Origin of the sequence: Pseudomonas sp. SB113 (genome assembly GCF_040754745.1) — a bacterium.
In the GTDB taxonomy this organism is placed as follows: Bacteria; Pseudomonadota; Gammaproteobacteria; order Pseudomonadales; family Pseudomonadaceae; genus Aquipseudomonas; species Aquipseudomonas grimontii.
The window spans coordinates 1-1,243 of the sequence record NZ_JBFMHW010000060.1 but is presented as its reverse complement, the minus strand read 5'-3'; the positions used below and the strand labels follow the sequence as shown (position 1 = coordinate 1,243).

Annotated in this window: 1 protein-coding gene; it reads left to right on the top strand. The window is 51.2% G+C overall.

The genetic code is table 11. The annotated features are described in order from the left end of the window. Positions 1–251: 251 nt before the first annotated feature. Positions 252–1,223, top strand: coding sequence for an IS110 family transposase (locus AB1462_RS31385; protein ID WP_090401137.1), 972 nt, complete (start codon positions 252–254; stop codon positions 1,221–1,223). Positions 1,224–1,243: the final 20 nt, after the last annotated feature.

Sequence of the window (1,243 nt, the reverse complement as noted above, 5' to 3'; positions counted from 1 at the left end):
GCTCGACAGCTGCTTGTATCTCGACTATCGCTCCGTCAGGAGTAATAGTTCTCGACTGATCATCGAGGGAGGGGCTTGGAAGCCGCACAGCTGCTTAGGCTTTTAGCCTGTAACGTAGATCGGGCTCCAACCCTCCACACTCACTCGTGTAATTCGTACGGTATCTTAGGCCCGCCTTCGGCGAGAGCCTGCATTTGCAAGCTTGGACAGAGTGCAGTGATGATCGTAATCGACCTGATTGGGAGAGGGGTATGACCAGTTTCGTTGGCGTAGATGTTGCTAAAAACACGTTTGATATTGCTACACACCTGCCAAACGGCAAGCACAAAACCAAGGCCAAGCTGAGCAACGATGCCAAGGGTTTCAAAGAGTTTGAAGCCTGGTTGAACAAGCATGTTGAGTCTTCTGCGTTGATCGTGATGGAAGCAACCAGTGTCTATCACTTAGAGCTTGCTGAGTTCGTTTACAACAAGGGTTATCAAGTCTGCGTCGTCAATCCAGCCACAGCTCATTCGTACGCTGGAAGCGAACTTCGTCGGATCAAAACCGATAAAAGCGACGCCAAATTACTTGCCGACTTCGCCCGGGAAAAAAATGAAAAGCTGAAGCTTTGGGCACCAGAACCACTGAGGTATCGCCAGTTGAAAGCCATGGTTCGTCGTCTGGATGACCTTCAGGAGATCGAGCAAATGGAGCGTAATCGACTCGAAGTGTCCGATGAAAAGGTCAAGGCCTCCATCAACTCGGTGTTGCGGCATATCGAAAAAGAGATCACTGAAACGCATAAAACGATAAAAAAACACATTGATGATGACCCGGACATGCGCCAGATGCGCGACTTGATCGTCACCATCGATGGCATCGGGCAGAAAACGATTGAGCGGCTGCTGGCCGAGCTGGGCGACCTACGTAAGTACGACGATCCTCGTAAACTGGTTGCAGCTGCGGGTCTTAACCCTAAGCTCCATGATTCAGGCCAGTTAAAGGGGCGCTCGACGATCTCAAAAATTGGTTCGGTACGCGTACGGGCGGGTCTCTACATGCCAGGTCTTGTTGCGTTGAAACATAACGAGGCGATCAAAGCCATGAAGGACCGCTTGAAGGCCAACGGCAAGGCCCCCAAGCAGATCATTTGTGCTGCGATGCGCAAGCTGCTGCATTTTGTTTACGCCGTGCTCAAGTCGGGCCAGCCTTATGACCCGAATTTTGCTCTTGTCCGGTGAGGTTCAAGACGGTATCTACG